This window comes from Kitasatospora sp. NPDC038210 (assembly GCF_055600605.1).
Window position 1 is genome coordinate 1 of sequence record NZ_JBVJYK010000073.1, and the last position, 4,218, is coordinate 4,218.

General features: G+C 68.0%; 5 protein-coding genes. 1 reads left to right on the forward strand and 4 read right to left on the reverse strand.

What is annotated here, in order from left to right:
- Positions 1-215 precede the first annotated feature (215 nt).
- From ACZ7KX_RS42545 to ACZ7KX_RS42555, 3 genes are all read right to left on the reverse strand, one after another.
- Positions 216-794 carry a hypothetical protein gene (locus ACZ7KX_RS42545; RefSeq protein WP_470331320.1) on the reverse strand — a complete coding sequence of 193 codons (579 nt, stop codon included), beginning with the start codon at positions 792-794 and terminating at the stop codon, positions 216-218.
- On the reverse strand, positions 791-1,468 hold the full coding sequence (locus tag ACZ7KX_RS42550; RefSeq protein ID WP_470331321.1) for a hypothetical protein: 678 nt from the start codon (positions 1,466-1,468) through the stop codon (positions 791-793). The genes ACZ7KX_RS42545 and ACZ7KX_RS42550 overlap by 4 nt, the downstream gene beginning before the upstream one ends.
- Positions 1,469-1,739: 271 nt before the next feature.
- Entirely contained in the window at positions 1,740-2,483 is a 744-nt protein-coding gene (locus ACZ7KX_RS42555; protein WP_470331322.1) for an MBL fold metallo-hydrolase, read from the reverse strand.
- 200 nt (positions 2,484-2,683) lie between these two features.
- Here ACZ7KX_RS42555 and ACZ7KX_RS42560 point away from each other — a divergent pair, with 200 nt between their 5' ends.
- Positions 2,684-3,292: a helix-turn-helix domain-containing protein gene (locus tag ACZ7KX_RS42560; protein ID WP_470331323.1), complete on the forward strand. Its 609-nt coding sequence runs from the start codon at positions 2,684-2,686 to the stop codon at positions 3,290-3,292.
- 168 nt (positions 3,293-3,460) lie between these two features.
- Here the strand turns inward: ACZ7KX_RS42560 and ACZ7KX_RS42565 are convergent, their stop codons facing one another.
- Positions 3,461-3,892 (reverse strand): hypothetical protein, encoded by a 432-nt coding sequence (locus ACZ7KX_RS42565; RefSeq protein WP_470331324.1) that lies wholly within the window; start codon positions 3,890-3,892, stop codon positions 3,461-3,463.
- Between the last annotated feature and the right edge of the window lie 326 nt (positions 3,893-4,218).

The following is a 4,218-nucleotide window of genomic DNA, read 5'->3' on the forward strand; positions in this document are numbered from 1 at the left end:
GCACCCGCACCAGCCACTTCACAGCACTTCGCCCCGCCGACCAACCGGTCGGCGGGGCGAAGTGATCAGGACCCGCATTAACCAACAGCGTCCGCTGAGCGGTCCGGGCCCTCGTTCGCCCTGGCGGGCGAAGGCGGAGGATACGAGATTCGAACTCGGGTTGCCCCCAACACGCTCTTAATGGTGGAGTCGGGTATTGGAACTGTCCGAATGCATCAGCCATTGAGGACCCAAGCTGTGAACCCATCAGCGAGGCCGGCCGGGTTGGCGGCCGCGGTTCGGCGGGCGATGCCCTCGTAGTACTCCAGCTCATGGAGGATCACCGGCACGCTTCTGCCGACGGCCCTCTCGATCATGCCGGTCGCGTGGAGGTCGCGGGCGAGCCGGACGCAGGCTTGGTTGAAGCTGCCTTCGATCCGTGCGGCAATCGGCCCGACGATGGTCATCCAGTCGTTGGGGTCGGTGGGCCGCTCATACCAGAGCCCGAGTTCGGTGATCCATGTGCGGCGTGCTTCGGCTCCGGCGGGGTCAGCGGTGCGGTCACCGATCACAGCCAGCTCGTTCTGGAGCCAGAAGGCGTAGTTCCAGCGTGCTTCCGCTTCGTCGGAGGCTGCCGGGATGCTCAGCTGGAACTGGGTCTCGGTGTTGTAGCCGACGGTCAAGGTGGGCTTGCGCGGGTCGTCGTCCTCGTTGTCGATGAAGAAAGAGACGACGTAGACGTCGTCGGCTTCAGCAGCCGGGATGGATGCGAGAGCGTTCTCGGCGAGGTGCTGAAGGTGATTGTGGAACGTCATGGGTGGCTGGTCCTGTCGGTCGGTTCATGAACCCAGTCGTCGCAGTACTCGATGTGGATCTCGCGCGCTTCGCCGAGAATGCCGTCGTTGGAGTGGAACTCTGTGCAGAAGTACGGGTAGCTCGGGTGGACGGGGACGTAGCTGGGACCGTTTCGGGCAACGTCGAGGAAGTGCCGGGCGGTCTCCCTGAACACCTTCGCGCTGCCGGTCATGAACAGGGTCTCGGCGTGGAGGTGCTGGTGGAACAGGTCCCGGTTTTCGCGGTAGTGCCGCGCTTCGTGGTCAACGGCCCCCTCGATTTGTCCTGGGTCGGGCAGCGACACGGTCCGGGGACGGCCCGGCCCGAGTCGCCCGCGCACTGTCTTCCACTGGGAAGGCGCGAACTGGAGTGAGTGATGCAGAAGCACAAGGTCAAGCTGGCGCTTGCCGTCTTCGGGCAGCTCGCGGGCGGGGGCCCGGTTGCCTCGCATCGGCAGGTGGACCAGTGAGCGCGGTGAAGAGGCAGCGAGTGTCCATAGACCGCCGATTCGCCGCGCTGAGTCTTGATCGAGATAGGCGTCCAGGTGTCGATCGTGGTCGGCGAGCACGGCGCGGACTAGGGGCTGGGCTGGTCGTATGACCTTGAACTCCACGGATCCGAGGCGTGCTTGGTGGATCGTGATGGGTAGTTTCATCGGTTCTCCGGGATGCGGCGGCTGACGTCGGCGGCGTAGGCGGCACAGTCACCGGCGGAGGCCTTCTGCCACTGGACGGCGACTTGGATGTGGATGCCGAGCATGCGGGCCGGGATCGCGGCCGGGACTTCCTCGGCGAGGGCGAACAGGGCTGTGGACCGACGTCAACTGCTCTACCACGCAGTCGAGTTGACGGTCGACCGTCCGGCGGGACGACCCTGCCCGCCCCCGCCCGCCCGTCGCGGACGCGACCCGGGACCGACAGGCCCGATCAGCCGATCGGTGGTGCGAGGTACTCCAGCGCGTAGCCGTGGCCGTCGCCGTCGCCGGAGGGGGTCACGCGGGCGATCCCGGGTGAGTCGAGGTGGGCGCCGGCTACGAAGTGGTCGGGTCGGGTCAGTCGTTCGAGGAGGGCCGCCCGCGCGTCACGCGCCTGGGACTGGTCGCCGTCGAACTCCCAGGCCACGTTCGGCTGATCGAACTGGAGGGTGGGGACGTGGACGGTGTCACCCCAGACGAGAAGATGGTTGATACCGCTTCTGACGTCGTAGACGGTGTGACCGGGCGTGTGGCCCGGTGTCGGGATCGCGGTGGTCCAGTCGTTGATCGCGACCTTCCCTGACACGGGTACGACCCGGTCGCGGATCGGATCGAGCCGCCCCGTGAACACCGAGGCGTCGCCCGCGCCGATCCACACGCGTTCGAGGCCGGCGAACGCTTCCGAGCCGTCCGGAGCGACCAGTCCGCTCACGTGGTCCTCGTGCCGGTGGGTGATGGCCACATCGGTGATGCGCGCGCGGTCGACTCCCGCTTCGTCGAGCGCGTCGTAGATCAGTCCCATGGTGGGGTCGGGCCAGACGTCGGACGCGCCGGTGTCGACGAGAACCGACCGCGTGCCGTCGGTGACGAAGAAGGCGTTGACCGACAGCCGCAGGTTGCCGCCGGCCAGCGGGACCGTGGGCGGCAGCACGTCGAGCGCGCGCCCGTCCTCGCCGCGGAGCCGTGTCGGCGACATGTCGATGTACCCGTCTCGCAACGAGGTCACCTGTAGGTCGCCGAATTCGAACGTGGCGTGGTGCCGGCCACACGAGATCAAACGCATGGAACCCCTCCGTCATGTCGGGCGCACGTCGTGCGTCTCCTATAGGAGATCAGATCTCCTATAGGAGAACACTACACTGTGGGCAGCGCAGTACCCATCGATCGAGGAGCACGGTGGTCGAGCAAGACGGAAACGCGGCCGAACCGCAGCACGGTGACGACCTGGCCGGTGCGTTCGGCGGCAACGTGCGGCGGCGCCGCGAGGAGGCGGGCCTGACGCTGGAGCAGCTGTCCGAACGGTCGTCGGTCAGCCGGGCGATGCTGTCCAAGGTCGAACGCGGCGAGAAGAGCCCGACGATCGGCGTCGCGTCCAGGATCGCCCACGCGCTCGACGCATCGCTCTCGGACCTGATCGGTACGCCGGCGGCTGCCGCGCCCGGCGTCGCCCTCGTCATGCGCAAGACCGATCGCCCCGTCTTCCGCGACCCGGAGACCGGCTTCGAGCGGCACCTGGTGTCGGCGGCCCCGGGCGCGGGACGAGCCGAGATGGTCGTCCACCACCTTCCCCCGCACGTCTCCACCGGGCTGCTGCCCGCGTACCCGCCGGGTGTGGAGAAGCAACTCGTGGTACTCGAAGGCACCGTGACCGTCGCGATCGGCGGCATCAGCGAGACCCTGAACACGGGCGACTCCCTCTTCTTCCAGGCCGACACGGACCACGGCTTCGCCAACCCGACGAACGCCCCCTGCGAATACATCATGGTCATCTCGCGCAGAACCTGATCGGCGGCGGTGTGCGGGGCTCGACGAACCCGGCCCAAGCCCCCGCAGTGACCCTGACCCTGACCTTGACGCCTGCCGGCGAAGGCCGGAGGAGTGCCCGGCCACCCTTGCCGGGACGGCCGACCGGAACGCGGAACCCTCGGTCCGCTTCCGGCGGGATCGCGGATCTCAGAAGCTGTAGCCCTTCCCGCAGAAGGTGGCGGTGACCTTGTGCGGCTCGAAGTCCGGGAGCACCGAGTGCAGGTTGGTCACCTCCGGCACGATGAGCAGCAGGTCGATGACGAGCGCGATGATCAGCAGCGGCATCAGGGGCCGCGCCATGGCGTTCCGCCCCCGCACCGCGGCCCACAGCAGCACGGCGAGGAAGGGCGCGGCGAGTATGCCGACGGCAGGACCGGCCCATGCGGCGACCTGCGCGGACACGGGTATCGCGGGAGTGGGGACGCACACCAGTCCGCCGACGTAGTGGCCGTGGGCCCAGAACGCGTAGACGGTGCAGGCCAGTCCGACCGGGACGGCCAGGATCGCCATGGTGGTGAAGAGCGGCCACCGGTCGTTCGAGGACGAGCGGGCCGGAACGGTGGTGGAGTTGTGAGCCATCTGACCAGTGCCAATCGGGATCGGGTTGCTTGGGCCCCAACTTAGACTCCCGGCGGCCGCCCCGATCATCTCCCCCGACAAGCCGCGGGTCTCGTGATCGGACCCTGCGCCTTCCTGAGCCGGAACCTCCAACCGACCGGCCGCACCCGAGCCTTCGGCTCGCCGCACCGCCCCCGTCGTGGCGGGCGCCTCGGGCGGGTGCGGTGCGGCCGATCCGGCGTCCGTGCCCGGCTAGGGCACGTATTCGGTCGTGATCAATTTGTGCGATTCACCTTCGTAGTGGGTCCTGATCCGGTAGACCGTGGTGCGTGACGCGAGCGCAACTG